Genomic DNA, 24161 nt, shown 5'->3' with positions numbered 1-24161 from the left:
GAAGGCGACTCGAACAGAGGTCAACACATCAGAACATAAAGTTTCACCCCGAGGCGGCACGGGCGGGTCAGGAAGACCTCGCGGCCGGGCCGCCCCCAGGGAGTCACTTCCCGACCGTGAGCCCCGATCCCGACACCCGCACCCGGATGCCGTCCTCCTCCACCCGTACGTCCCGCAGCCGGACGTTCCCCTGCTCCGGCTCGGGCAGTTCGAACGCCAGGGACAGCCGGTCGGCCAGGACCGGGCGGGTCAGGCCCGACAGGGAGTCGAGCAGGTTGGGGTCCAGGCCCAGACGGCGCATGACGTCGGGGTTCTCCAGGGCCAGGTCGATGAGGTTGAGGCCGGCGGCCTGGCGGGCGAAGCGCGGGGAGCCGGTCAGCTCGGCGAGCTTGCCGTCGTCGGCCAGCGCCTCGCGCACGGTCGCCTCGGGCACGCCCATCCGCTGCACGATGGCCGGCACCGACAGCAGCGCCTTGGCCTTGCGGGTCTCCCGGGCGAGGTCGGCGGTGCCCTTGGGCGTCAGGTGCAGGCCCTCCGAGGCGCGGGTGCCGGGCCGGTAGGTGGCCAGGTCGCCGATGTCCAGGCGCATCCTGCCGATCTCGGTGGCGATACCCCGCTCGCCCTGCCGCTGGATCCGGGCCTCGGCGCGCAGCCGCAGGTTGTGCCCGGCGACCGGCAGGGTGCCGTCCGCCCGGACCCTGTCGCGGCCCTCGCCGGTGAACGTCACCTGGGAGGCGCCGAGTTCGCGGTTGAGGTCGGCGAAGGTGAGCTGGACGTCCCCGTCGAAGCGCGGGACGTCGGCGCCGCGCACGGAAGTGAGGCCGTCGGCGTTCAGCCGCACGTCGTGGGCCGTGGCCGACACCTTGGCCAGGGAGACCCGGTCGGCGGCGACGTCCGGGACGGTCACCTTCACCGAGTCCAGGCGCTTGTCGGCGAGTTGGGTGAGGAAGGGGAAGCCGCCGATCTCCACCTCGGGCGCCGCGGCGAGGTCGAGGCGGTCCTTGAGGGTGTCGGCGGCGCGGTGCTCGGCGTACAGCACGGCCCAGCGGTCGCCGAGCGCGGCGAACGAGGCGAGGACGACCAGGCCGACCACCGCCTTCACCGCGAGCGGCAAGCCAGCGAAACGATTCTTCCTACGCCGCTTGCCGCCGCGGCGGTGGTCCGGCGGGGCCCAGGCGTCCTCGGCGCCCGCATCGCGTTCCTCCGTGAGGAACTCATCCAGAGGGGTCTCCTCCAGAGGCCCGTCATCGAGGGCGGCGAGCTCCTCGTACGGGTTCGGACGGGGATGCGCATCTAGGTGGTGGGGGGTACGCATCGATCCATGTGATCATGCGTACCTCCCCCACCCGCAACCTGAACCCCGGGTATGCGACTTACTTCACGATCGTGATGCGGTCCGCCTTCGGCGGGGCGATCGGGTTCGACGCCGAGGAGTTGGCCGTCAGGTACTGCTCCAGAGCCGTCAGGTCGTCGCTGCCGACGACGTCGTTCGTGCCCTGGCCGAGGGTCGGGAAGCCGTCGCCGCCGCCCGCGAGGAAGCTGTTCGTCGCGACGCGGTAGGTGGCGGCCGGGTCGATGGCCGCACCGTTCAGCTTGATGCTGTCCGTGACCACCCGGTCGGCGCCGGACTTGGTGAGGTCCAGCGTGTAGGTCAGGCCGGACGAGACCTGGAGGACCTTCGGGGCTGCCGCGTTCGGGCCGGACACCTGCTCCTTGAGCGCCTGGACGACCTGCGCGCCCGTGAAGTCCTGGAGGTTCACGGTGTTCGCGAACGGCTGGACCGTGAAGCCCTCGGCGTAGGTGACGACACCGTCGCCCTCACCGGCCTTGGCCGCGTAGGTCAGCGGGGCGCGGATACCGCCCGGGTTCATCAGCGCCAGGTCGGTCTCCGGGTCGAGCTGCTTGCCGTGGGCGAGCTGCGCGTCGGCGATGAGGTCACCGAGCGGGGACTCGCTGCCGGTGTTGCCGATGTCGCCGGAGATGTAGCCGATCGGCTTGTTGCCGATGGGCGCGGCCAGGGTGTTCCACTTGCTGATCAGCTCGGTCATGTCGGGCGCCTTGGGGACGTCCCGGGTGACCACGCGGTTCGCCGACTTCACGGCCGTACGGGCGATGTCGCCGGTCCTGCGGTCGTAGGTCAGCGTGGTGTCGGTGTAGAGGCGGCCGAAGGACGCGGCCGAGGTGACCATGCGGGGCTTGCCCGCCGGGTCGGCGATGCTGCACACGTACGCGTTGTGGGTGTGGCCGGTGACCAGCGCGTCCACCTGCGGCGTGACGTTCTTGGCGATGTCGACGATCGGCCCGGAGATGCCGTCGCCCGCGCCCGGGGAGTCACAGTCGTAGTTGTACGACGTCGACGCCGGGAAGCCGCCCTCGTGGAGGAGGGCGACGATCGACTTCACGCCCTGCTTCTGCAGCACCTTGGCGTACTTGTTGATCGTCTCCACCTCGTCCTTGAAGGACAGGCCCTTGACGCCCTCGGCGGAGACGATGTCCGGGGTGCCCTCCAGGGTCACTCCGATGAAGCCGACCTTGACGCCGTTCTTCTTCCACACCCAGTAGGGCTTGAGGATCGGCTTCTTCGTCTTCTCGTCGAGGACGTTGGCGGCCAGGTAGGGGAAGTCGGCGCCCTTGAACTTCTCGTCCGCGTAGCAGCCGTCCTTCGGGTGGCAGCCGCCGTTCTGCAGACGGGCCAGCTCCTTGGCACCCTCGTCGAACTCGTGGTTGCCGACGGAGGTGACGTCGAGGTCGAGCTTGTTCAGCGCCTCGATGGTCGGCTCGTCGTGGAACAGCCCCGAGATCAGCGGGGAGGCGCCGACCATGTCGCCGCCGGCCGCCGTGATGGAGTACTTCTCGCCCTTGCGGGCCTGCCGCAGATGCGTGGCGAGGTACTCGACACCACCGGCGTCGATGGTCTTCGTCGTGCCGTCGGGCTGCGTCTCGGTGACCCGGCCGGAGGAACCGGCGGGCGGCTCCAGGTTGCCGTGCAGGTCGTTGAAGGACAGCAGTTGCACGTCCTGGTAGCGGCCGTGCCCGTGCCCGCCCTCGTGGCGCTCCTCGCCGGCACTGGCCGAACCGGGCAGCGCCGCGGCGGCCAGCGCGCCGACGGTGACGACACCGGCGGTGAGTGCGACGAAACGGTTCGTACGACGTCTGCGGCGCTCCTGGTGCGCCGACGCCGGTGAAGTGGCTGGCATACGCCCCCCTGTGGGTGTGCTGGGACAGTGATGTCGTCCGGCGCAGCCTAGAGTCAACGCGCGTAGCGCAACAGGTGTTTCGTGGTTACGGCTGGGTTGCTTCTTTGCCGCCGATTTGCCGGTGGCGCCCCGTACCCTCGTACGCATGACCAGCGACGACACCGTACGGCCCGGACACCCCCGCTCGATCGAGACCCTTGCCGCGCTCTCCGCGGAGCAGACCGAGGCCGTGCTCGGGCTGCTCGACGAGGCGGCCGGGACCGACGGGCAGCAGGCGGTGTCCGAACAGGGCCGGTTGCAGCTGCGCGGCGGGGAGCGGGAGGGCGTGTCCCATCTGCTGCTCACCGCCGGCGGGGAACTTGTCGGTTACGCCCAGCTGGAGGACACGGACCCGGTGGAGCCGCCGGCCGCCGAGCTGGTCGTGCACCCCGGGCACCGCGGGCACGGGCACGGGCGGGCGCTCGGCTCGGCGCTGCTGGCGGCCTCCGGCAAGCGGCTGCGGGTGTGGGCGCACGGCGGGCACTCCGCCGCCCGGCATCTCGCGCAGGTCCTCGGCCTGACGCTGTTCCGCGAACTGCGCCAGATGCGGCGGCCGTTGACCGACTTCGACGCTCCCGAGCCGGTGCTCCCCGAGGGCGTCACGGTCCGCACCTTCGTCCCGGGCAAGGACGACGCGGCCTGGCTGGCGGTGAACGCCGCCGCCTTCGCCCACCACCCCGAGCAGGGCTCCCTCACCCAGCGCGACCTCGACGACCGCAAGGCCGAGCCGTGGTTCGACCCCGAGGGCTTCTTCCTCGCCTTCCGCGGTGACGAACTCGTGGGCTTCCACTGGACCAAGGTGCACGCCGAGGAGGGCCTGGGCGAGGTCTACGTGCTCGGTGTCGGCCCCGGCGCGCAGGGCGGCGGCCTCGGCAAGTCCCTGACCACGATCGGGCTGCGGCACTTGGCGGAGCGCGGGCTGCCCACGGCGATGCTGTACGTCGACGCCGACAACAAGGCGGCGGTGTCGGTGTACGAGCGGCTGGGGTTCACCACGCACGAGGTGGACCTGATGTACCGCACGGAGACGTGAGCTCTTCCACGGTGCCGGGCCTGTGTGTCCGCCCGGCCGTCGCGTCCGACCTCGCCGCCCTGGTCCGGCTCCGCGACGACGCGGCCCGCTGGATGCTGGCCCGTGGCATCACCGGGCAGTGGCGGCCGGGGGAGCTGGACGAGGAGCACTTCCGCCGGGTCATGGCACGCGGCGAGGTCTGGCTGGCGGAGACCGGCACGGGCCTGGCCGGCGCCTGGGAGCTGTGGTGGCAGGACGAGGATGCCTGGGGCCCGCAGCCGCCGGTGGCCGGGTATGTGCACCGGCTGATGGTGGACCGGACCGCCGCCGCGCCCGGGACGGGGCGGGCGCTGCTGGCGGCCGCGGAACGCCGCGTGGCCGAGGCGGGGCGGACCTGGATGCGTCTGGACTGCCTGGCGGACAACGAGCGTCTCAACGCCTACTACGTGGACGCCGGTTACCGGGTCGTGGGCCGCAAGGAGGGCAAACCGCAGCCGGGTGGGCCGCCCAAGTCCTTCACGCTGCTGGAGAAGCGGGTCGGGTAGGCGGGGGTTGTGCCCACGACGGCCGCCAGAGCTCGCCCTCCGGGGCGCGCGGCCGGGTGGCCACCAGGTGGTCGTGGAGTGCCGTCAGGCCGGGGTGCGGGTTGTCCGCGCGCCGGAGCAGCGAGTGCGGGTAGACCGGGACCGGATCCACGAGCGGGACGAGCCGCAGGTCGTGGGCGACCGGCCAGACGTGCGGGGTCCGTTCGCTGAGGAAGGTCGCCACGGTCGAAGAGTCCGCGATCGTGTCGAGGAGCGCTTCGAGGCCGAAGTTGGGCCCGATGGTGTCGATGGCCGGCCCGAAGGCCGCTGCGAGTTCCTCGTAGTAGGCGTGCCATTCGGTCCCGGGCACGTTGCCCGGCATCCAGATGCGGTGGCCGGCGAGCTGCGCGGTCGTCACCGAGCGGGCCCGGGCGAACGGGTGGCCCGGGCCGACGCAGAGCCGCAGCGGCTCGTCGAGGACCGGGGTGGCCGTGATGCCGTCGGGGAGCCGCTGCCCGGGCATGGTGACGGCGCGGAAGGTGGCGTCGACGGCCCCGTCCCGCAGTGCCGTCACGGCGGTCTCCACGTCGAACAGCGTGACGACGTCCAGCGCGATCTCCGGGTGCGCCCGGTGGAAGTGCTGCACCAGCCCGCCGGTGGCGGCCCGGCGCCCCACGACGTCGACCCGCAGCGCCCGGTCCCCCGGCCGCACGGCGGCCGTCGCCCGGTCCTCGGCCCGGAGCAGGACCCGGGCGTGCGGCAGCAGGGCCTGTCCGTCGATGGTGAGCTCCGCGCCCCTCGGCGTGCGGACCAGCAGCCGCACGCCGAGGTCCTTCTCCAGAGCGGCGATCCGCTTGGACACGGCCTGCTGGGTGAGGGCCAGGTCCACGGCGGCCTTCTGGAACTGCCCGGAGTCGGCGATCGCGACGAAGGCGCGTACGGCTTTGAGGTCCACGAGGGGCAGCCTAGCCACACACCATGTGGTTGTCGGGGAGCTCGGAAACCTTCGGCTCTGAGGCAGCATGCGACCCGGTGCACAACCACTGGATGTGCACCGATCCTCCGCTAGAAGCGGACCCGCCGCCGCAACGGCTCCACCGCGCACACCGCGCCCAGGATCACGGCCCCGGCCAGCACCACGCCCCACCGGTCGTGGGACGCGGCCCACCGTTCGTCCTCCACCGGCACGAACAGCGCCCAGCGCCCGGGCCAGAACAGCATCGTCAGGACGGCGGTGGTCAGCAGCCCGCCCGCGACCGGCAGTCCGGGCCGGGCGGCCTCGCTGAAGCGCACCACGGCCGCCGCGCCGGTCACCGCCAGGACGCAGGCGGCCCCGGCTTCGAGCGTGATGTCGCCGACCGGGGGCCGCGCGCCCGGCGGCACGAGCAGCAGGGCCACCGTCCACCAGGCCGCCGCGACCGGGGCGGCCAGGGCGACGCGCAGGGCGACCCGGACCGGGCGCGGGGTCGGCACGACGGCCGTGGTGTGCCGGGCCGGGTCGTCCAGGAGGAAGGCCAGGCCCACCGCGAAGGCGAGGACGGCGGCCCGCAGCATGTACAGGGAGAGCCGTTCCGCGCTCTCGCCGGTCCGGGTCAGCGCGGTGAGCAGCAGTCCCGCCGCCCCGGCCGCGCCGACCACCCCCCACGGCAGCGTCCGGTGGACGGGGAGCACCAGGTGCCGGGTCAGGAGCACTTGTCCTCCCCGTCGGGTGCGGGCAGGTCCAGCAGCGCGGCGGCCCGGGCCGCGGTGACCTTCGGCGCGGTCAGTTCGCGCCACCGGTCCTTGACCCGTGCGCCGGCCTCGCCCCGGGGCAGGTCGAGCAGTGCGCGCAGCACCTCGGTCTGGGCCACGGTCATGGACAGCCCGCTGGTGGGCTGGAGCACCATGGCGGAGCCGGTGATGCTGTCGTCGAGCCGGACGCGGCGCAGCGCGTCGAGAGGGTCGGACTCCCAGCCCACGGCCAGCCACATGAGGGGGATGATGCGGGCGTCGCAGATCGAGGTCGCGGCCTTCTCGTCGCCCGCGATCAGCACACCGGCCACGGCTGCGGAGAACTCGGGGACGCGGTTGCCGCCCCACTGGGTGCCCACCGTCACCTCGTAGGGACGCTCCAGCGGCATCAACGCGCCGTCGCCGGAGAGGCCGTAGCGCGCATCGACCCGCTGCCGTACGACGACGTCCTGCTCGTGGGCGCCGCCCCCGGCCAGCGAGCGGACCCGGTCCACCACCGCGGCCCAGTCCCCGACCCGTGGCCCCCAATCGGGAAACGCGCAGTAGGTGGAGCCGTCCCGGCGGACACAGGTCTGCACCTGCTCGGGGTGCACGGTGGCGCTTTCGCGTGCCTTGACCAGCTGAGGGGAGTCGCCGCCCGACTGGGCCACTCCTCCGACCAGCGTCATGGCGAGCGCTCCGGCGGTACCGGCCAGGACGGCCGGCTTGCGGCCACCGGCGGCCAGGACCGCCACCAGGCCCAGGGTCAGGGCCAGTCCGGCGAGGTACAGGGCGTGCCAGCCGGCGGGCCGGCCCATCAGGTCGGACGGCAGGGTGTTGCTCGTGGCCTCGCCGACGGCCGGCAGCAGCCAGCGGCTCGCGTCGTCGCTCGTGCTGGAGAAGAAGGCGAACAGGAAGAGACCGAACACGACCAGCAGCGGGGCCGCGAGGACCGACCTCACCAGAACGGCCAGGAGCAGCCCGGCCAGCCCCGACAGCAGCACGGTCAGCGGCCCCACGAGCAGTTCGCCCACCGACCCCTGCCCGATCGCCCCGGGCCGCAGCGCCTCCCGACCGAACTGCCCGGCCACGCACACGGCGGTGACCAGGGCCGCGGCCACGACCGACAGGGCGTGGGCGACCGTACGGCACCAGTGCGGGAGCAGCAGCACCGCGAAGTGCCGCTCCGTGCCGTACCGTCGGGAGCGCAGCGCGGCCTGGTTGACGGACAGCAGGACCGCGAGGCCGACCAGCAGCGGGGCGTTCTGGGTGGCGCGGTCCGCGTCCTGGAGGGCCGGGTAGTCGCCCCATGCCCTTCCGGAGCGCCACACGGTCCAGCCGAGGTAGACGGCGAAGGCGAGCAGCACCGGGATCCGGGTCAGCAGCCGGCGGGACTCGAACAGGGCCAGGGCGAGCACGGCCTTGAAGGGCCCCCCGGGCTCGTTCCGTATCCCGGGTGCGAGCGGCTTCTCCACGACCGTGGTCATGCCGCCACCTCCGCTCCGGCGTCGTCGAGCGTGAGCAGGTAGCCGTCCTCCAGGGTGGGTTCGAGCAGGTCGGCGCCGGGTGGCGGGTCCCCCACGTTGCGGAAGGTCCCGGCGCCGGTGCGCCAGCCCGCCTTCGCGCCCGGGTCCCGCCCGGTGCTGCTCCACACGCGCCCGGCGGCCCGCGCGGTCAGCTCGGCCGGAGTGCCCTCGAACCGCACCCGGCCGGCGGCCATGACGATCACGCGGTGGCAGAGCATCGCCACGTCCTCGGTCTGGTGGGTGGACAGCAGGACGGTCCGCCCCTCCCCCGCTCCGGCGATCAACTCCCGGAACCGCATGCGCTGTTCGGGGTCCAGTCCCACGGTCGGCTCGTCGAGGACCAGGAACCCGGGCTCACCGACCAGGGCGGCCCCCAGGGCGACGCGCTGCCGCATCCCGCCGGACAGCTTGCGGATCCGCTTGCCCCGCACGTCCGCCAGGCCGACCTCGTCGAGCACCCGCCGCACCTCCCGGTGCCGGGCGCCCCGGTCGGTCATCTCCTTCAGGATCGCCACGTAGTCGACGAACTCGAAGGCGGTGAAGTCCGGGTGGAAGCCCGGCGTCTGCGGCAGGTATCCCAGCCGGCGCCGCACCTCCTGGCGGCCGCGGGCGGTCCCCGGGTCGTGCCCGAGGACGGTGAAGGCCCCCCGGTCGGCGGGCAGGGCCGTGGCGAGCACCCGCAGCAGCGTGGTCTTGCCGGCGCCGTTGGGGCCGAGCAGCCCGGTGACGCCGGCGGTCAGCCGCAGCGACACGTCGTCGAGGGCATGGGTGCCGCCGTAGCGGAGGCTCAGCCCGGAGGCGGACACGGTCGGGGTCATACGGCACGTCCCTGGAAGAGGTCGAATCGGTCACGGAGCAGGAAGAGCAGCCCGGCGGCGAGCGCGGCGACCACCGCCGCCACCCCCTGCCCGGCCACGGTGAACGGCGCGAGCGGCACGTCCGCCCCCGTCCGCAGGGCGTCGGCGGTCAGCAGCAGCCCGACCCACACCCCGCCCACCAGGGACGGCGCGAGGGCGGGCCCCAGCCGGGGCGTCAGCGCGAGCCCGGTCGCGGTGAGCGCCAGCGCGGGCAGCAGCCAGGCCAGGCCGCGCAGGCCGTAGGCGGGCAGGGCGAGGGTCGCCAGCCCGTTCAGCCCCAGCACGACAGCCAGCACGGCCACCGTCCGGATCATCAGCAGCCGGAACCCGTGCATCGGCGCGACGACGGCCATCTCGTACGTCGGGTCCAGCGCGGGTCCGTACGACAACGCCACCCCCGCCAGCGGCAGCAGCGGCGCGAGGGCCAGGAACAGCGTGGGGAACTCCCCGCCGCGCACGGCGTGCCCGGCCGCCACGCTCAGGAGCAGCACGGCGACGACGGCCCCGAGCCATGACCGGCGCAGCACGGGCGTCGCCGCCAGCAGCCGCGCGGTGTGCCCGGCCACCCCGATCCGCACGAGCAACCTCTCCAGCAGCCCCGCCCGGGGTGCGTCCAGCTCGGCGTCGAGCCGGTCCCACCCGGCGTCGAGGACGACCGGGTCGCTGACCTCGGCCAGTGCCCCACGGCACCGGGCGCACGAGGTCAGATGCGCGTCGGCGGACCAGAGCACAGGGGCTTCCAACTCCCCTCGCGCATAGGCGCGCAGATCCTCCTCGGACACGTGCCAGCTCATGCCAACGCCTCCCGCAACTGCTTCCGGGCCCGCATCGCCCGCGTCTTGACCGTCCCCGGCGGAATGCCGAGCAGCACGGCCGCCTCACGGGTGGTCAGCCCGTCGATGACGGTCGCCTGCAGCACCGCCCGCAGCTCAGGCGACAGCCGGACCAGGGCCCCGGCGAGGTCCCCGTGCTCCACCCCCGCGAGCACGCGCTCCTCCGCCGACACCTCGTCGCGGTGCCGCAGCCGCGCCAGGGCCTGCCGCAGCCGCCCGCGCGCCCCATCGCCCCGCAGCACGTCCACCAGCCGCCGCGACCCGATGCGCCACAGCCATCCGGCGGCGTCCGCGGCACCGGCCTCCTCCCGGTAGCGGGCCTTGCCGCGCCACACCGCGAGGAACGTCTCCTGCACGACGTCGTCGACGACCCCGAGGTCGGCGCACCGCCCCCGCAACCGGGCCCGGAGCCAGGGCGCGTAGCGCCGGTACAGCTCCTCGAAGGCGCGCCGGTCGGCGTCCGCGGTGATGGCCCGCAGCAGCTCCCCGTCGCTTCTCGTATCGCTCACGTCTCCTCATCGGACGGCCCGGGTCGAACGGTTCACGAAAGCACGGTTGACTTTTCGGCCCTCCATCCACCACCCTTTCACTACTCAATTAGTGAAAGGCTGGTTCAGCAGTGGTCGAGTACCGCATCGACCGGCGCAGCGGTGTGGCCACCTACGTCCAGATCGTCCAGCAGACCAAACAGGCCCTGCGCCTGGGCCTGTTGGAGCCGGGCGACAGACTGCCCACGGCCCGCGAGGTCGTGGAGGCCACCGCCATCAACCCGAACACGGTCCTCAAGGCCTACCGGGAGCTGGAGCGCGAGGGCCTGGTCGAGGCCCGCCGGGGACTGGGCACGTTCGTCCGCAAGTCCCTGAGCACCGCCCCCGCCGACTCCCCGCTCCGCGCGGAACTGGACGCCTGGGCGGTCCGGGCCCGCGAGGCCGGTCTGGAGCGCGAGGACGTGGCCGCCCTCTTCACTTCCGTACTCGACACGCACTTCGCAGAATCCAAGGGGGACGCATGACCGACACCGCCATCGAGGCGGCTGGGCTGGGCAGGAGGTTCCGGCGACGCCGCGGACCCGCGCTGGACGGCTGCGCCTTCCGGCTCCCCGCGGGCCGCGTCTGCGCCGTCACCGGCCCGAACGGCGCCGGCAAGTCCACCCTGCTCGCCCTCGCGGCCGGGCTGCTCCGCCCCACCGAGGGCACCATCACGGTGCTCGGCACCACCCCGGCCGCGGCCCGCGAACGGCTCGCCCACGTCGCCCAGAACAAGCCCCTGCACCCCCAGCTCACCATCGCCGGCACCCTGCGGCTGGGCCGCGACCTCAACCCCCGCCGCTGGGACGCCCGGACCGCCGAGCGGATCGTCGCGGAGGGCGGCCTCGACCCGGACACGAAGATCCGCGCGCTCTCCGGCGGCCAGCGCACCCGCGTCGCGCTCGCCCTCGCCCTCGGCAAGCGCCCCGAACTGCTGCTCCTGGACGAGCCGATGGCCGACCTCGACCCGCTCGCCCGGCACCAGCTGACGGCCACGCTGATGGCCGACGCCGCCGACCGCGGCACCACGGTTGTCATGTCCTCGCACGTGGTGGCGGAGCTGGAGGGCTCCTGCGACCACCTGCTGCTGCTCGGCTCGGGCCGCGTCCGGCTCGCCGGGCCGCTGGACGACCTGCTCGCCGCGCACACCCTGGTCACGGGCCGGGCGGGCGACGCCCTGGACCCGCACACCGTGGTCGAGTCCCGCACCACCGGCCGCCAACTGACCGCCCTGGTCCGGCCCGCGGGTCCCCTCGGCGACGGACTCCGGCGCGACCGCCCGTCCCTGGAGGAGGTCGTCCTGGCCCATCTGCGCTCCCCCGAGGCCCCGCCGCTGCTGCTCGACGCGCGGGAGGCCGCCGTATGACCGCCGTGACGGCCGAGACGCCCGTCGCCGCCCGGTCACACCCCGGGCCGCGTGGTCTGTTCCGCGCCATGGCGCGGGTGCACCGCACGGCGCTGCTCTTCTGGATCGGACTGGTGGCGGTGGAGGTCGTGGCACTGCTCTGGTCGCTCGGCCCGGGCGCGAACGCTGCCTGGGCCGAACACCGGGCCATGGGCTGCCACAGCGGCGGCCCGAACCTGGGCTGCGACATGCCCGGCCCCGCGATGCTCCGGTACGAGACGGCCGTCACGCTCGCCGCCGGCCTCCTCTCCCTGCTGCCGGTCCTCACCGCGGCCTGGGCGGGCGGGGCACTCATCGGCCGCGAGCTGGAGGACGGCACCGCCCAGCTGGCCTGGACCCAGTCGGTCACCCCGGCCCGCTGGCTCGCCGCCAAGCTGGCTGTCCCGGCACTGCTGCTGGTACCGGGCACCCTCGCGGTGACCCTGGTGCACCGCGCTCTGTGGTCCGCGCACAGCGATCTGGCCCGCGCCATGGGCTGGCGCGAGTGGCACGACGACAGCGTCTACGAGGCCAACGGCATCCTCGCCACCGTCCATCCCCTGGCCGCCCTGGCCCTCGGCGTCCTGGCGGGCGTGCTGCTGCGGCGCGCCCTGCCGGCCCTCGGCGTCGCGGTCCTGGCCGTGTCGACCCTGATCTGGGAGCTCGACGAGCTGCGCCCGCGTCTGTGGCCGACCCCGCCCGGGACGCCGGCCCTGATGCACCAGCACCCCTCGTCCCACTTCTGGCCCCTCCAGCTCGTCGAGACCGGCATCGTGCTGGCCGTCGCCGCCCTGGCCACCGCGACGGCGTTCCTCGTCCTGCGCCGCCGCACGGGAGCCGCCGTATGACCGCCACCGCCGCCGACCCCGGCACCCGGCGGGGCGGCCTGCTCCGGGCCGTCGGCCGGACGCACCGTGCCGCGCTCGTCCTGTCACTGATGGCCCTGGCCGCCGCCGCGGTCGCGCTGATCTGGCTGCACTCCCTCGGAGACGAGGCCCGGGCGGGGGCGAGCGCCTGCGCCACACCCCCCACCGGCCGGCTCCCCTCCTGCGCGGTGGTCGACGCGATCAACGCCGACGAGACCTACCGGGACGGCATGTCCGCACTGGCGACCGCCCTGTCCCTGCTGATGTTCCCCGTGGCCGCCTGGGCGGGCGGCGCCCTGATCGGCCGCGAGCTGGAGAACGGCACCGCCCAGCTGGCCTGGACCCAGTCGGTCGCCCCGCCCCGCTGGCTGGCCGTGAAGCTGGCCGCCCCGGCCGCCCTGCTCACCGCCGGCACCGGCGGACTCCTCCTGCTGAACGCCTGGGCGCGCGGGGACGGTGATCCCAACCTGGTCGGCGACTGGTACGACCCGGACGCGTTCGTCTCGACGGGACCGGTGGCCGTGGCCTACGCCCTGGCCGGTCTCGCCCTCGGCGCGCTGGCCGGACTCGTGTGGCGCCGCGCCCTGCCCGCCGCGGGCGTGGCCCTCGCCGCCTCCCTGCTCCTCTACAACGTCCTGGAGCGGTACCGGGAGAACCTCTGGCCGGCCGTCACGCGCACCGAGGCCGGCACCCTCGAACTCCCCCGCTCGGCCTTCCAGGTCGCCTGGTCCGACGTGCCCCGCGACGGCGTCCTGCTCACCCGTGCGACCTTCCACCCCGAGTCACACTTCTGGCCGCTCCAGTACGTGGAGACCGGCCTCCTGCTGGCCGTGGCCGGCACCGCGACGGCCGCCGCCTTCCTCCTGCTGGCCCGCCGCCTCCCCTGAACCCGGTCCGCGCGTCCTTCCACGGGGGGATGGACGCGCGGCCCGCCCCTCGTCACCCCTCGGGGAGACTCCGGGGCATGCGGCCGGCCCGTCGGGGAGACTCCGGGGCGTACGGATGGGCCGAGCTCTGTCCACAGCCTGTGGGCACCCGCCCCCGCCCCTCACCCGGCCCTGTGGGCGCCCGCGAGCCGCTTCCCGATATCCCTCACGTCATGTCGCCGTAACCAACGATTCAGACGGGCTTGCGAAGCTCGGCCAATGAATCCCGCCGTGCCCGAGCCTTCCCCGCCCCGCGAGGGTCCCGAGGGAAACGGGAGCACTCATGTGACACCTCCGCTCCCGCCCGCGCTGTCCGACGCGCCCGTGATGCTCGCGGCGCGGAAGAATGGGTCCATGAGCCAGCCGAACACCCAGGCACAGGTCCAGCACGCGCAGCCCTCCGTGGGCTCCATCGCAGCCCACCGCCCGCACACGGTGGCGGCAGCGGTCTCCGATCTGGAACCCGACATCGACGCCGACCTCGACGCCTACGAGGAGTCGCCGTACGACGGGCCCCAGCTGCCCCAGGGCCGTTTCCTCGACCGGGAGCGCAGTTGGCTCGCGTTCAACGAGCGCGTGCTCGAACTCGCCGAGGACCCGAACACGCCCCTGCTCGAGCGGGCCAACTTCCTCGCGATCTTCGCCAGCAACCTGGACGAGTTCTTCATGGTCCGGGTGGCCGGTCTGAAGCGCCGCATCGCCACCGGCGTGGCCACCCGCTCCGCCTCCGGCCTCCAGCCCCGCGAGGTGCTGGAGATGATCTGGGCCCGCTCCCGCGAGCTCATGGCCCGGCACGCCGCCTGCTACCACGAGGACGTCGCCCCCGCACTCGCGGAGGAGGGTATCCACCTGGTCCGCTGGAACGAGCTGCAGGAGAAGGAGCAGGCCCGCCTGTTCACCCTGTTCCGGCACCAGATCTTCCCCGTGCTGACCCCGCTGGCGGTCGACCCGGCGCACCCCTTCCCGTACATCTCGGGCCTGTCCCTGAACCTGGCCGTCGTCGTACGGAACCCGGTCACGGGCCACAAGCACTTCGCCCGGGTGAAGGTGCCGCCGCTGCTGTCCCGCTTCCTGGAGAGCTCCCCGGGCCGCTACGTCCCCATCGAGGACGTCATCGCCGCCCACCTGGAGGAGCTCTTCCCCGGCATGGAGGTGCTGGAGCACCACGCCTTCCGCCTCACCCGCAACGAGGATCTGGAGGTCGAGGAGGACGACGCGGAGAACCTGCTCCAGGCCCTGGAGAAGGAGCTCATGCGGCGCCGCTTCGGGCCGCCGGTGCGCCTGGAGGTCGAGGAGTCCATCGACCGCGAGGTCCTGGACCTGCTGGTGCGCGAGCTGAAGATCGGCGAGGCCGAGGTGTACCCGCTGCCGGGCCCGCTGGACCTCACGGGCCTGTTCCGCATCGCCTCCCTGGACCGGCCCGAGCTGAAGTACCGCAAGTTCGTCGCCGGCACCCACCGCGACCTCGCCGAGGTCGAGTCGGCGTCCGCGCCGGACATCTTCGCCGCGCTGCGCGAGCGGGACGTGCTGCTGCACCACCCGTACGACTCGTTCTCCACCTCCGTCCAGGCCTTCCTGGAGCAGGCGGCGGGCGACCCGGACGTCCTCGCGATCAAGCAGACCCTGTACCGGACCTCCGGCGACTCCCCCATAGTCGACGCCCTCATCGAGGCCGCCGAGTCCGGCAAGCAGGTCCTGGTCCTGGTCGAGATCAAGGCCCGCTTCGACGAGCACGCCAACATCAAGTGGGCGCGCAAGCTGGAGGAGGCCGGCTGCCACGTGGTCTACGGCCTGGTCGGCCTGAAGACCCACTGCAAGCTGTCGCTGGTGGTCCGCCAGGAGGGCGAGACACTCCGCCGCTACAGCCACGTCGGCACCGGCAACTACCACCCGAAGACGGCCCGCCTCTACGAGGACCTCGGCCTGCTCACGGCCGACCCGCAGGTCGGCGCGGACCTCTCGGACCTCTTCAACCGCCTCTCCGGCTACTCGCGCCGGGAGACCTACCGCCGTCTCCTGGTGGCCCCCAAGTCGCTGCGCGACGGGCTGGTCTCGCGGATCGCCAAGGAGGTCCAGCACCACCGTGCGGGGCGCCCCGCGCACGTCCGCATCAAGGTCAACTCGATGGTCGACGAAGCCGTCATCGACGCCTGCTACCGCGCGTCCCAGGCGGGCGTGCCGGTGGACATCTGGGTGCGCGGCATCTGCGCGGTGCGCCCGGGCGTGGCGGGCCTGTCGGAGAACATCCGGGTCCGCTCGATCCTCGGCCGCTTCCTGGAGCACTCCCGGGTGTTCGGCTTCGGCAACGGCGGCGAGCCCGAGGTGTGGATCGGCAGCGCCGACATGATGCACCGCAACCTCGACCGCCGGATAGAGGCCCTGGTCCGGGTGACCGACCCGGCCCACCGGGCAGCCCTGAACCGGCTGCTGGAGACCGGTATGTCCGACTCCACCGCCTCCTGGCACCTCGGCCCGGACGGCGACTGGACCCGGCATGCGACCGACGCGGACGGACAGCCGCTGCGCAACGTCCAGGAGATGCTCATAGACGCCCGGAGGCGCCGGCGTGGCACAGCAACACCTTGACCCGACGAACCCGCTGACCGGGCCCGCGGCCACCGGTGACGCCCTCGCGGGCTATCTGCGGGCCCAGGCCACGGAGTTCCTCCGAGCGCTGCGCCTGCACCGGGAGACGGGGTCGGGGGCGAGCGGCTCGGAGGGGTCCGCCGAGGCGGCCCGTGCCCTGCGCCGCTCGGCCCGGCGCATCAGCGCCGGACTGCACACGTTCCAGTCCCTCCTCGACTCGGACTGGTGCGAGGCGATGCGCCCCGAACTGGCGTGGGTGTCGGGCACGTTGGCGATGGAGCACGCGTACACGGCCCGCCTGGAACGCCTGTTGACGGCGCTGCACCGCCTGTCGGGGTCGACGGCGCTGCCGGGGCAGACGGCCGGCACCGTCGCCGCCGGCCGCGCGGACGCACCGGCGGTCACGCGCGCCGACTCGACTGCGGGCCGTCGCCCCGACTCGATTGCGGGCGGCCGCGCCGACCCGGCTGCGGGCGGCCGCACCGCCGCGGTCGCACCCGTCCCGCAGCGAGCGGCGGCCCGCGACGCCGGGCCGCGCAGCCCGTCGGCACCGGCCGCGGCACCGGAACGCGGCAACCTGACGGTCGGAGCGGCGAAGGCGGGCGCCCTGCTGGACCGCCAGCTGACCCTCGCCCGCACCCGGGCCCACTCCACGGCCCTGCAGGCCCTGGGCAGCAGCCGTTTCCACGCCGTCGCGGACAAGGTCGCCGTCCTGGCCAGCGAGGTCCCCCTCACCAGGGCCGCCGGCAGCACCGACCTGCGCCCCCTCGCCGCCGCCGCCCAGGACCGGCTGGCCGACGCCGTCGCCGCCCTCCCCCTCGTCACCGCGGGCAACCCGTACAACGCCGCGGCCCTCGTCCACGGCCTGTCCCCGGACACGGTCCCGCACCCGCAGGACGCCCCGTGGCACCAGGTCCGCCTGCTGCTGCGCCTGCACCGCTACGCGCGCGAGGCCGTCAGCGGTCCCAAGGGCAACGCCGTGGTCGACCTGCGGCTGCTCTCCGCGGGCCGGGCCCTGAACCGGCACCGGGACGCCTCCGAGGCGGCGGCAGCGGCGGCCCAGGCGGCCCGCACCCCGCGCATCGCCCCCGCCACGGCGTACGCCCTCGGCGTGCTCCACGCCGACCAGCGGCACGAGGTGGAGGCGGCGCGTTTCGCGTTCCAGCAGGCCTGGCAGAAGGAGACCGTCAGCGCATCATGACCGCACGGCACCCAGAAGGCGGTGAACACCAGGTGAGCTCCCCCGAGGACACCACCGTTCAGGCCGCGGGCTGCGTCCTGTGGCGCCGCTCCCCCGCCACCGGCGAGCCGGAGCTCTGTCTCGTCCACCGGCCGAAATACGACGATTGGTCCTGGCCGAAGGGCAAACTGAAGCGCGACGAGGAACCGCTCGCCGGTGCCCTGCGCGAGGTGGCGGAGGAGACGGGCTGCCGGGCCGCGCCGGGTGCCGAGCTGCCCACCCTGCGCTATCTGGCGAACGGCCGCCCCAAGCAGGTCCGCTACTGGGCCGCCGAGGCGCTGGCCTGCACTTTCGTGCCGACGGACGAGGTGGACCGGATACTGTGGCTGTCACCGGCCGCGGCCCGCGCCCGCCTGACGCAGCCCCACGACCGCCCCCTGGTCGACGCGCTGTTGGCGGTGCTGCACCGGCCGCAGTCGGCCGGCAGACCGGAATGAGACCGTCCGCCGCCGTCCACGGCGACACGCGCGAAAAGCGGAATCGCCACGTGCTCTCCCCGTGAGCATTCCGTGACCTAACCACACCTTCGGCAGGGGTTCACCCGTCGTTCATGTCTGGCCATCGGTGGCTTCATCTGATCTGCCTAATTTCGGCCGTACCAGATGCGAGCCGCGCCTTCTGGGCGCGTCCGTGTCCGCGTCCTCAAGACTTTCGCACGCCGCCGATTCAGGACGGCGGCTCCTGGAAGGAACTCAAGTGAAGCTTCAGCGCATGAACCGGCGGGCCCTCGCTCTCGGTGCTCTCGCCGTCTCCGGCGCCCTGGCCCTCACGGCGTGCGGCTCCGACGAGACCGGCAACCCGGACGGAGGCTCCTCCAACGCCGCCGCTCCGAGCAACATCAAGTGTGACGACGCCTCGGGTCAGGTCCTCGCCGACGGCTCCTCCGCTCAGAAGAACGCGGTCGACGCCTGGGTGAAGCAGTTCTCGGCGGCCTGCCAGGTGGAGATCAACTACAAGGCCGGCGGTTCCGGCGCCGGTGTCACCGCGTTCACGCAGGGCCAGGTCCCCTGGGCCGGTTCGGACTCGGCACTGAAGCCCGACGAGGTCGCGGCCTCCAAGAAGATCTGCTCCGGCGGCCAGGGCATCGACCTGCCGATGGTCGGCGGCCCGATCGCCGTCGGTTACAACGTCCCGGGCGTCGACAAGCTCGTCCTGGACTCCGCGACGATCGCCAAGATCTTCGACAGCAAGATCACCAACTGGAACGACCCGGCGATCGCGAAGCTGAACCCCGACGCGAAGCTGCCCAACCTCAAGATCCAGGCGTTCCACCGCTCGGACGAGTCCGGCACCACGGACAACTTCACCAAGTACCTGATCGCCACCGCCAAGAAGGACTTCCCCTACGAGGGCGGCAAGGCCTGGCAGGCGAAGGGCGGCCAGTCCGCTCCGCAGTCCTCCGGCGTCGCCGCGCAGGTCAAGCAGACCGCCGGCGCGATCGGCTACTTCGAGCTGTCGTACGCCAAGGACGGAATCAAGACCGTCGCCATCGACACCGGCGCCGCCGAGCCGGTCGAGGCCACCGTCGACAACGCCACCAAGGCGATCGCGGAGGCCAAGGCCGTCGGCACCGGCAAGGACCTCGCGCTGGAGCTGAACTACGCGACCAAGGCCGACGGCGCCTACCCGATGGTCCTGGTGACGTACGAGATCGTCTGCGACAAGGGCAACAAGTCCGAGACCCTGCCCGCGGTCAAGGCGTTCCTGCGCTACGCGGCCTCGGAGGACGGCCAGAAGATCCTCGCCGAGAACGACTACGCGCCCATGCCCGAAGAGATCATCACCAAGGTTCGCACGACCGTCGAGAGCCTGAGCTGACCTGAGTGCGGTCCGGTCCCAGCGGGACCGGACCGCACCGTCCGGTGCACCGCCGCCAAGGGCCGCACAGCACGTGCGGTTCCGCAGACCGGAGAACCCGATGGACACAACACAGATAGCTGACGCACCTCCCCCCACGGCCGAGCAGAAGCGCGCGGCCCGTGGCGCCACCCGGCCCGGAGACCGGATCTTCCTCGGTCTGTCCCGTGGCTCGGGCATTCTGCTGCTGGTGATCATGGCCGCGATCGCGGGCTTCCTCACCTACCGCGCCGTCCTCGCCATCAGCAAGGACGACGGCAACTTCCTGACCACCTTCGAGTGGAACACCGGAGTCAACCCGCCGGTCTTCGGCATCGCGGTCCTGGCCTACGGCACGATCGTCTCCTCGATCATCGCCATGGTCATCGCGGTCCCGGTCTCGGTCGCCATCGCGCTGTTCCTCACGCACTACGCCCCGCGCCGGCTGCGCGGCCCCATCGCCTATGTGATCGACCTGCTGGCCGCCGTGCCGTCCATCGTCTACGGCCTGTGGGGCGCCCTGGTCCTGGTCCCGTACATGAGCGGCCTCTTCGGCTGGCTGGACGACTACCTCGGCTGGACCGGCATCTTCTCCTGGCAGGGCGGCGCCGCGCGCTCCATGCTCACCGTGGGCATCCTGCTCGCGATCATGATCCTGCCGATCGTCACCAACGTGAGCCGCGAGGTCTTCCGCCAGGTCCCGCAGATGCACGAGGAGGCCGCCCTGGCGCTCGGCGCCACCCGCTGGGAAGTGATCCGCATGGCGGTCATCCCCTTCGGCCGCTCCGGCGTCATCTCCGCCTCGATGCTCGGCCTCGGCCGCGCCCTCGGCGAGACGATGGCCGTCGCCACCGTGCTCTCGCCCGACTTCCTGATCCACACCAGCCTGCTCGACCCGGGCGGCGGCACCTTCGCCCAGAACATCGCCAGCAAGTTCAGCGAGGCCAGCGAGTTCGGCCGTGACGCGCTGATCGCCTCCGGTCTGGTCCTGTTCGTCATCACCCTGCTGGTCAACGGCGCGGCCCGCGCGATCATCGCCCGCCGCAAGGAGTACTCGGGGGCCAACGCATGAGCACCACACCCTCCCTCGCCGCCAAGCGCCCCAGCACCCTGCGCGGCGGCCACCTGCCCAAGTGGGCTCCGTGGGCCATCGCCGCCGGATCCGTCGCCCTCGGACTCGGCGTCAGCGCCGCCGCCGGCCTGCACAGCAGCGTCCAGTGGGCGCTGATCGCCGCGATCCTGCACGTCCTCGGTACGTACGTCATCGCGGCCCGGGTCGAGAACCGCCGCCAGGCCAAGGACCGCGTGGTCACCTCGCTGGTGTGGGTCGCGTTCCTGCTCGCCGTGGTGCCGCTGGCCTCGCTGGTGTGGTCGACCGTCCAACGCGGCGTGAAGGTCCTCGACGTCTACTTCCTGACCCACTCGATGGGCGTGGTCACCGACGCGGAGACGGGCGGCGGCATCTACCACGCCATTCTCGGCACGCTGGAGCAGGTCGGCCTCGCGACGCTGATCGCCGCGCCGGTCGGCGTGCTCACCGCGATCTACCTGGTGGAGTACGGACGCGGCAACCTCGCCCGGGCCGTCACCTTCTTCGTCGACGTCATGACCGGCATCCCGTCGATCGTCGCGGGTCTGTTCATCCTCAGCCTCATGCTGATCTTCGAGATGCAGCCCTTCGGCTTCGCCGGGTCACTCGCCCTGGCGATCCTGATGATGCCGGTCGTCGTCCGCTCCACGGAGGAGATGCTCAAGCTCGTCCCGAACGAGTTGCGCGAAGCCTCCCTCGCGCTCGGCGTGCCCAAGTGGCGCACCATCCTGAAGGTGGTCCTGCCGACCTCGCTCGGCGGCATCACCACCGGCATCATGCTGTCCATCGCCCGCATCGCCGGTGAGACCGCGCCCGTGCTGCTGCTGGTGTTCGGCAGCAAGTTCATCAACGCCAACCCCTTCGAAGGCGCGCAGGCGTCGCTCCCGCTGTACATCTACCAGCAGTACGGATCGGGCGAGGTCACGGCGTACGACCGCGCCTGGGCGGCGTCGCTCACCCTGATCGCCTTCGTGATGATCCTGAACCTGGTGGCCCGCGGGATCGCCCGCTGGAAGGCCCCGAAGACCGGTCGCTGACGCGACAACCTGCGGCTACCGCCGCGCGGGGCCACAGCGACCCCCCAGACTTTTGGAAGTGAAGTAGTCATGGCCAAGCGAATCGACGTAAGCGGACTGACCGCCTACTACGGCTCCCACAAGGCGATCGAGGACATCTCGATGACCGTCGAGCCGCGCTCGGTGACGGCGTTCATCGGCCCCTCCGGCTGCGGCAAGTCGACGTTCCTGCGCACCCTGAACCGTATGCACGAGGTGACGTCCGGCGGCCGGGTCGAGGGCAAGGTGCTCCTGGACGACGAGGACCTCTACGGCACGGGCATCGACCCGGTGTCGGTCCGCCGTGAGGTCGGCATGGTGTTCCAGCGTCCGAACCCGTTCCCGACGATGTCGATCTTCGACAACGTGGCGGCGGGGCTGCGGCTGAACGGCAACTACAAGAAGAGCGAGCTGGCTGACGTCGTCGAGCGCTCCCTCAAGGGCGCGAACCTCTGGAACGAGGTCAAGGACCGCCTGAACAAGCCCGGCTCGGGCCTGTCCGGTGGCCAGCAGCAGCGTCTGTGCATCGCGCGGGCGATCGCGGTCGAGCCGAACGTCCTGCTCATGGACGAGCCCTGCTCCGCGCTCGACCCGATCTCCACGCTCGCGATCGAGGACTTGATCGGCGAGCTCAAGGAGCGCTTCACGATCGTCATCGTGACGCACAACATGCAGCAGGCGGCCCGCGTCTCCGACCGCACGGCGTTCTTCAACCTCGCGGCGGTCGGCCAGCCCGGCAAGCTCATCGAGACAGACGACACGGAGCGCATCTTCTCCAACCCGTCGGTCCAGGCCACGGAGGACTACATCTCCGGCCGCTTCGGCTGATCCGGCCTGCCGAGTCTCCTCGCGGTGCTGCATGGCGGTGCCACCGCGAGGCCGAAAAAGGGCCCGCCCCTCTCCCAGGGGCGGGCCTTTTCGCGTACTGCTCCACCCAGCCGCGGGCATGCGTGCCGCCACCGCTGCGGACCTGCGCAGCCGCCCAGCCGCGGGGCGGGCGCAGCCGCCCAGCTGCGGGCATGCGTGCCGCCAGGGGCGGCACGGGTGGGCGCAGCGGCACCTCGTCGCGCCGAGCTGCGCAACGCCCCGCGTCCAGCCCCCACGCAGAGCACCGGCTACAGAAACGCCGGGTTCACGACCTACAGAAACGCCAGGTTCACGATCCCGAAGGACGCCGCGGCCACGATCGCCGCGGCCGGCATCGTGATGAACCACCCCAGGATGATGTTCTTGGCGACGCCCCACCGCACGGCGTTCACCCGCTTCGTCGCCCCGACGCCCATGATCGCGGAAGTGATCACATGCGTCGTGGAGATCGGCGCCTTGAACAGGAACGCCGAAGTGAACATGATCGACGCGCCCGTCGCCTCCGCCGCGAAGCCCTGCGGCGGGTCCAGCTCGATGATCTTCCGCCCCAGCGTCCGCATGATCCGCCATCCACCGGCGTACGTGCCCAGCGACAGCATCACCGCGCAGGCGATCTTGACCCACACCGGGATCGGATCGCCGTAGTCCTCGACATCGGCGATGACGAGCGCCATCACCACGATGCCCATGGTCTTCTGCGCGTCCTGGAGACCGTGTCCCAGCGCCATGCCGGCCGCCGAGACGGTCTGCGCTATGCGGAAGCCCCTCTTGGCCTTGTGCGGGTTGGCCTTCCGGAAGATCCACATGATCGCGGTCATCACCAGATAGCCGGCCACCAGGCCGACCACCGGCGAGACGAACATGGGGATGACGACCTTGTCCAGCACCCCGTGCCAGTAGACCGTCGTCCCGCCGGCCAGCGCCGCGCCGACCATTCCGCCGAACAGCGCGTGCGAGGAGGAGGACGGCAGCCCGAAGTACCAGGTGATGAGGTTCCAGACGATCGCGCCCACCAGCGCGGCGAAGAGGATGCCCATCCCCTTCGACCCGGTCGGTGTCTGGATCAGGCCCTCACTGACGGTCTTGGCGACCCCGGAGCCCATGAAGGCACCGGCGAGGTTCATCACCGCGGCCATGGCCAGGGCGGCCCTCGGCGTCAGCGCCCGCGTGGAGACCGACGTGGCGATCGCGTTCGCCGAGTCGTGAAAACCGTTGGTGTACGTGAAGAAGAGCGCGACGCCGATGGTCGCGACCAGAGCGAAGGTGTCCATGAAGGGCTCAGGACTCCTTGACGGCGATGGTCTCCACCGTGTTCGCCACGTGCTCGAACGCGTCCGCCGCTTCCTCCAGCACATCCACGATCTGCTTGAGCTTGAGCACCTCCATGGCGTCGTACTTGCCGTTGAAGAGGTGCGCCAGCAGCTTGCGGTGGATCTGGTCGGCCTGGTTCTCCAGCCGGTTGACCTCGATCCAGTACTCGGTGAGGTTCTCCATGGTGCGCAGATGCGGCATCGCTTCGGCCGTCAGCTCGGCGGCGCGCGCCAGGACCTCGATCTGCTGGTCGACGCCCTTGGGCAGTTCCTCGATGTTGTAGAGGACGACCAGGTCGACGGCCTCCTCCATGAAGTCCATGATGTCGTCGAGGGACGACGCGAGGGAGTAGATGTCCTCGCGGTCGAACGGCGTGATGAAGGAGGAGTTCAGCTGGTGGAAGATCGCGTGCGTGGCGTCGTCACCTGCGTGTTCCGCTGCCCGCATACGCTCTGCGATCTCGGCTCGGGCGGGTGAGTCCGCCCCGAGCAGTTCCATCAGGAGCTTCGAGCCCGTGACGATGTTGTCCGCGGAGGCGGCGAACATGTCGTAGAAGCTCGTCTCCCTGGGGGTCAGACGAAAGCGCACGTGGGGTCCTCGGGGTGCTTCGGTTTCGGTCAGGCTGATGCTAGGCGCATCATCCGGCCACGGCTATCGGCCGCCCACCAGTGTCGCCCATCGGGCACAGTGATGAGCACGGGGGCCGTTTCCAGGGCCGTGTACCCCGCAAAGTTCGGTACCATATACCCACCAGGGGTATATATCGGCCCGCTGC

The 24161-nt window shown here is 72.1% G+C and carries 23 protein-coding genes; 13 read left to right on the top strand and 10 right to left on the bottom strand.

The window, feature by feature from the left end; genetic code table 11:
* Positions 1 to 103: 103 nt before the first annotated feature.
* Together BJ965_RS20360 and BJ965_RS20355 are read right to left on the bottom strand one after the other, a co-directional pair.
* Positions 104 to 1315: an LmeA family phospholipid-binding protein gene (locus tag BJ965_RS20360; protein WP_184909945.1), complete on the bottom strand. Its 1212-nt coding sequence runs from the start codon at positions 1313 to 1315 to the stop codon at positions 104 to 106.
* Between the two features lie 58 nt (positions 1316 to 1373).
* Positions 1374 to 3197, bottom strand: a complete 1824-nt coding sequence (locus BJ965_RS20355; protein ID WP_184909944.1) for a bifunctional metallophosphatase/5'-nucleotidase — start codon at positions 3195 to 3197, stop codon at positions 1374 to 1376.
* 145 nt (positions 3198 to 3342) lie between these two features.
* Here BJ965_RS20355 and mshD point away from each other — a divergent pair, with 145 nt between their 5' ends.
* Both mshD and BJ965_RS20345 read left to right on the top strand, forming a co-directional pair.
* Entirely contained in the window at positions 3343 to 4269 is a 927-nt protein-coding gene (gene mshD, locus BJ965_RS20350) for a mycothiol synthase (RefSeq protein WP_184909943.1), read from the top strand.
* On the top strand, positions 4266 to 4793 hold the full coding sequence (locus tag BJ965_RS20345) for a GNAT family N-acetyltransferase (RefSeq protein ID WP_313666964.1): 528 nt from the start codon (positions 4266 to 4268) through the stop codon (positions 4791 to 4793). The genes mshD and BJ965_RS20345 overlap by 4 nt, the downstream gene beginning before the upstream one ends.
* On the opposite strand, the gene BJ965_RS20340 is transcribed toward BJ965_RS20345, so the two are convergent.
* From BJ965_RS20340 to BJ965_RS20315, 6 genes are all read right to left on the bottom strand, one after another.
* A complete protein-coding gene (locus BJ965_RS20340) occupies positions 4765 to 5727 on the bottom strand; it encodes a LysR family transcriptional regulator (protein ID WP_184909942.1) in 963 nt (320 codons plus the stop codon). The two genes, BJ965_RS20345 and BJ965_RS20340, sit on opposite strands and share 29 nt — an antisense overlap.
* A 110-nt stretch (positions 5728 to 5837) precedes the next feature.
* Positions 5838 to 6464, bottom strand: coding sequence for an ABC transporter (locus BJ965_RS20335; protein ID WP_313666963.1), 627 nt, complete (start codon positions 6462 to 6464; stop codon positions 5838 to 5840).
* Entirely contained in the window at positions 6455 to 7969 is a 1515-nt protein-coding gene (locus tag BJ965_RS20330) for an ABC transporter permease (protein ID WP_184909941.1), read from the bottom strand. Before BJ965_RS20330 ends, BJ965_RS20335 begins: the two co-directional genes overlap by 10 nt.
* Positions 7966 to 8826 (bottom strand): ABC transporter ATP-binding protein, encoded by an 861-nt coding sequence (locus BJ965_RS20325; RefSeq protein WP_184909940.1) that lies wholly within the window; start codon positions 8824 to 8826, stop codon positions 7966 to 7968. The genes BJ965_RS20330 and BJ965_RS20325 overlap by 4 nt, the downstream gene beginning before the upstream one ends.
* A complete protein-coding gene (locus tag BJ965_RS20320) occupies positions 8823 to 9659 on the bottom strand; it encodes a zf-HC2 domain-containing protein (RefSeq protein ID WP_184909939.1) in 837 nt (278 codons plus the stop codon). The genes BJ965_RS20325 and BJ965_RS20320 overlap by 4 nt, the downstream gene beginning before the upstream one ends.
* Positions 9656 to 10207, bottom strand: coding sequence for an RNA polymerase sigma factor (locus tag BJ965_RS20315; protein ID WP_184909938.1), 552 nt, complete (start codon positions 10205 to 10207; stop codon positions 9656 to 9658). Before BJ965_RS20315 ends, BJ965_RS20320 begins: the two co-directional genes overlap by 4 nt.
* A gap of 110 nt (positions 10208 to 10317) precedes the next feature.
* Here BJ965_RS20315 and BJ965_RS20310 point away from each other — a divergent pair, with 110 nt between their 5' ends.
* From BJ965_RS20310 to pstB, 11 genes are all read left to right on the top strand, one after another.
* Positions 10318 to 10710 (top strand): GntR family transcriptional regulator, encoded by a 393-nt coding sequence (locus BJ965_RS20310; RefSeq protein WP_142166994.1) that lies wholly within the window; start codon positions 10318 to 10320, stop codon positions 10708 to 10710.
* A complete protein-coding gene (locus BJ965_RS20305) occupies positions 10707 to 11591 on the top strand; it encodes an ATP-binding cassette domain-containing protein (RefSeq protein ID WP_184909937.1) in 885 nt (294 codons plus the stop codon). The genes BJ965_RS20310 and BJ965_RS20305 overlap by 4 nt, the downstream gene beginning before the upstream one ends.
* The gene (locus BJ965_RS20300; RefSeq protein ID WP_184909936.1) at positions 11588 to 12457 is read left to right on the top strand and encodes an ABC transporter permease; all 870 of its coding nucleotides are present in this window, start codon (positions 11588 to 11590) and stop codon (positions 12455 to 12457) included. The genes BJ965_RS20305 and BJ965_RS20300 overlap by 4 nt, the downstream gene beginning before the upstream one ends.
* Positions 12454 to 13362: a hypothetical protein gene (locus BJ965_RS20295; RefSeq protein WP_184909935.1), complete on the top strand. Its 909-nt coding sequence runs from the start codon at positions 12454 to 12456 to the stop codon at positions 13360 to 13362. Before BJ965_RS20300 ends, BJ965_RS20295 begins: the two co-directional genes overlap by 4 nt.
* 258 nt (positions 13363 to 13620) lie before the next feature.
* The gene (locus tag BJ965_RS20290; protein WP_184909934.1) at positions 13621 to 15987 is read left to right on the top strand and encodes an RNA degradosome polyphosphate kinase; all 2367 of its coding nucleotides are present in this window, start codon (positions 13621 to 13623) and stop codon (positions 15985 to 15987) included.
* Positions 15968 to 17188, top strand: coding sequence for a CHAD domain-containing protein (locus BJ965_RS20285; protein ID WP_184909933.1), 1221 nt, complete (start codon positions 15968 to 15970; stop codon positions 17186 to 17188). Before BJ965_RS20290 ends, BJ965_RS20285 begins: the two co-directional genes overlap by 20 nt.
* Positions 17185 to 17664, top strand: a complete 480-nt coding sequence (locus tag BJ965_RS20280; protein ID WP_184909932.1) for an NUDIX hydrolase — start codon at positions 17185 to 17187, stop codon at positions 17662 to 17664. Before BJ965_RS20285 ends, BJ965_RS20280 begins: the two co-directional genes overlap by 4 nt.
* 259 nt (positions 17665 to 17923) lie before the next feature.
* On the top strand, positions 17924 to 19045 hold the full coding sequence (pstS, locus tag BJ965_RS20275) for a phosphate ABC transporter substrate-binding protein PstS (protein ID WP_184909931.1): 1122 nt from the start codon (positions 17924 to 17926) through the stop codon (positions 19043 to 19045).
* A 100-nt stretch (positions 19046 to 19145) separates the two neighbouring features.
* Entirely contained in the window at positions 19146 to 20135 is a 990-nt protein-coding gene (pstC, locus tag BJ965_RS20270; protein ID WP_184909930.1) for a phosphate ABC transporter permease subunit PstC, read from the top strand.
* Positions 20132 to 21190: a phosphate ABC transporter permease PstA gene (pstA, locus tag BJ965_RS20265; RefSeq protein ID WP_184909929.1), complete on the top strand. Its 1059-nt coding sequence runs from the start codon at positions 20132 to 20134 to the stop codon at positions 21188 to 21190. Before pstC ends, pstA begins: the two co-directional genes overlap by 4 nt.
* Positions 21191 to 21259: 69 nt before the next feature.
* Positions 21260 to 22036, top strand: a complete 777-nt coding sequence (pstB, locus tag BJ965_RS20260) for a phosphate ABC transporter ATP-binding protein PstB (RefSeq protein WP_184909928.1) — start codon at positions 21260 to 21262, stop codon at positions 22034 to 22036.
* Between the two features lie 311 nt (positions 22037 to 22347).
* On the opposite strand, the gene BJ965_RS20255 is transcribed toward pstB, so the two are convergent.
* Complete coding sequence (locus BJ965_RS20255; RefSeq protein WP_097217510.1) at positions 22348 to 23346, bottom strand: inorganic phosphate transporter; 999 nt, start codon at positions 23344 to 23346, stop codon at positions 22348 to 22350.
* Positions 23347 to 23353: 7 nt separating this feature from the next.
* Positions 23354 to 23974 (bottom strand): DUF47 domain-containing protein, encoded by a 621-nt coding sequence (locus BJ965_RS20250; RefSeq protein WP_184909927.1) that lies wholly within the window; start codon positions 23972 to 23974, stop codon positions 23354 to 23356.
* Positions 23975 to 24161: the final 187 nt, after the last annotated feature.

The sequence above is a fragment of the Streptomyces luteogriseus genome, assembly GCF_014205055.1.
GTDB lineage: Bacteria > Actinomycetota > Actinomycetes > Streptomycetales > Streptomycetaceae > Streptomyces > Streptomyces luteogriseus.
This window is presented reverse-complemented; position numbering and strand designations above follow the sequence as displayed.

Bases quoted from the DNA above. Each gene is read 5' to 3' on its own strand.
- BJ965_RS20295 (WP_184909935.1), top strand. From the start codon at position 12,454: ATGACCGCCACCGCCGCCGACCCCGGCACCCGGCGGGGCGGCCTGCTC.
- BJ965_RS20305 (WP_184909937.1), top strand. From the start codon at position 10,707: ATGACCGACACCGCCATCGAGGCGGCTGGGCTGGGCAGGAGGTTCCGG.
- BJ965_RS20290 (WP_184909934.1), top strand. From the start codon at position 13,621: ATGAATCCCGCCGTGCCCGAGCCTTCCCCGCCCCGCGAGGGTCCCGAG.
- BJ965_RS20355 (WP_184909944.1), bottom strand. From the start codon at position 3,197: ATGCCAGCCACTTCACCGGCGTCGGCGCACCAGGAGCGCCGCAGACGT.
- BJ965_RS20255 (WP_097217510.1), bottom strand. From the start codon at position 23,346: ATGGACACCTTCGCTCTGGTCGCGACCATCGGCGTCGCGCTCTTCTTC.
- BJ965_RS20280 (WP_184909932.1), top strand. From the start codon at position 17,185: ATGACCGCACGGCACCCAGAAGGCGGTGAACACCAGGTGAGCTCCCCC.
- pstA (WP_184909929.1), top strand. From the start codon at position 20,132: ATGAGCACCACACCCTCCCTCGCCGCCAAGCGCCCCAGCACCCTGCGC.
- mshD (WP_184909943.1), top strand. From the start codon at position 3,343: ATGACCAGCGACGACACCGTACGGCCCGGACACCCCCGCTCGATCGAG.
- BJ965_RS20360 (WP_184909945.1), bottom strand. From the start codon at position 1,315: ATGCGTACCCCCCACCACCTAGATGCGCATCCCCGTCCGAACCCGTAC.
- BJ965_RS20325 (WP_184909940.1), bottom strand. From the start codon at position 8,826: ATGACCCCGACCGTGTCCGCCTCCGGGCTGAGCCTCCGCTACGGCGGC.
- BJ965_RS20300 (WP_184909936.1), top strand. From the start codon at position 11,588: ATGACCGCCGTGACGGCCGAGACGCCCGTCGCCGCCCGGTCACACCCC.
- BJ965_RS20330 (WP_184909941.1), bottom strand. From the start codon at position 7,969: ATGACCACGGTCGTGGAGAAGCCGCTCGCACCCGGGATACGGAACGAG.
- pstB (WP_184909928.1), top strand. From the start codon at position 21,260: ATGGCCAAGCGAATCGACGTAAGCGGACTGACCGCCTACTACGGCTCC.
- pstC (WP_184909930.1), top strand. From the start codon at position 19,146: ATGGACACAACACAGATAGCTGACGCACCTCCCCCCACGGCCGAGCAG.
- BJ965_RS20320 (WP_184909939.1), bottom strand. From the start codon at position 9,659: ATGAGCTGGCACGTGTCCGAGGAGGATCTGCGCGCCTATGCGCGAGGG.